The organism is Halomonas sp., assembly GCF_041689495.1.
Classification (GTDB): Bacteria; Pseudomonadota; Gammaproteobacteria; order Pseudomonadales; family Halomonadaceae; genus Halomonas.
In genome coordinates, this window is record NZ_JBDNGD010000534.1 from 1 (window position 1) to 1,120 (window position 1,120).

The window sequence follows — 1,120 nt, forward strand, 5'->3', positions numbered from 1 at the left end:
AGATGAATGGCACTGCGGAAATGGCCATCGTCGATTCCCATGCGTGTATCGACGAGGCGGTCGCGCGGGTCGCCGAGGCCCGTCAGGCGGTGGGGCCCGAGGTGGGGATCGCCATCGACTTCCATGGTCGGGTCCATCGCCCCATGGCCAAGGCGCTGCTCCGCGAGCTCGAGGCCTACCACCCGATGTTCGTGGAGGAGCCCGTACTGCCGGAACACCTGCCCTGCCTCAAGCAGATCGCCGGGGGGCTCGGCTATCCCATCGCCACCGGCGAGCGACTCTTCACCCGCTACCAGTTCCGCGACCTGCTCGCCGATGGCATGGTCGATATCATCCAGCCGGATATCTCGCACTGTGGCGGCATCAGCGAGGCCATGCGCATCGCCAGCCTGGCCTCGTGCCACGATGTGGCACTGGCGCCGCACTGTCCGCTGGGCCCGATCGCCCTGGCCGCCTCGCTCCAGGTGGATGCGGTCAATCACAACGCCTTCATTCAGGAACAGAGCATGGGGATCCACTACAACCAGGACAACGACGTCCTCGACTACCTGGTCGACAAGTCGGCGCTGACCATCGAGGATGGTTATTGTCGGATTCCCGAGGGGCCGGGGCTGGGCGTGGAGATCGACGAAGCCTTCGTCGAGGAGCGTTCCAAGGTCGGCCATCGCTGGCGCAATCCGCTCTGGACCCATGAAGACGGCTCGGTCGCCGAATGGTGAAGACTGCGCTTCGATGGACGCTGTCTTCCGGCAAGTGGGTCGAGGATGTCATGAGGAGGAAGGGATGAACGACAACCCCCGGGCCTTGCAGGAAGTCCTGGCGGCGTGCCCGCTGGTCGCCATCCTGCGTGGCATTCGGCCTGATGAGGTGCTGGCGGTGGCCGATGCGCTGATCGCCAGCGGTTTGCGCATGATCGAGGTGCCGCTCAACTCGCCGGATCCCTGGGAGAGCATTGCGCGGCTGAAGGCGCACTGCCTGGCGGATGTCCTGGTCGGTGCCGGCACCGTGCTCTCGGTGAAGGACGTGGAGCGTCTGGCGAGCCTGGAAGCCTCCCTGCTGGTGACGCCCAATACCGATGCCGAGGTGATCCGTGCCGGGCGAGACGCCGGACTGGCCCCCC

The 1,120-nt window shown here is 65.9% G+C and carries 1 protein-coding gene and 1 pseudogene; both read left to right on the plus strand.

Annotated elements, in window-relative coordinates; genetic code table 11:
• Positions 1-719 (plus strand): galactonate dehydratase (dgoD, locus tag ACESMD_RS15595; protein ID WP_372614771.1); only part of this gene is annotated, 719 nt, incomplete at its 5' end.
• 64 nt (positions 720-783) lie between these two features.
• Positions 784-1,120 (plus strand): annotated as a pseudogene (locus ACESMD_RS15600) (2-dehydro-3-deoxy-6-phosphogalactonate aldolase); the annotation flags it as partial.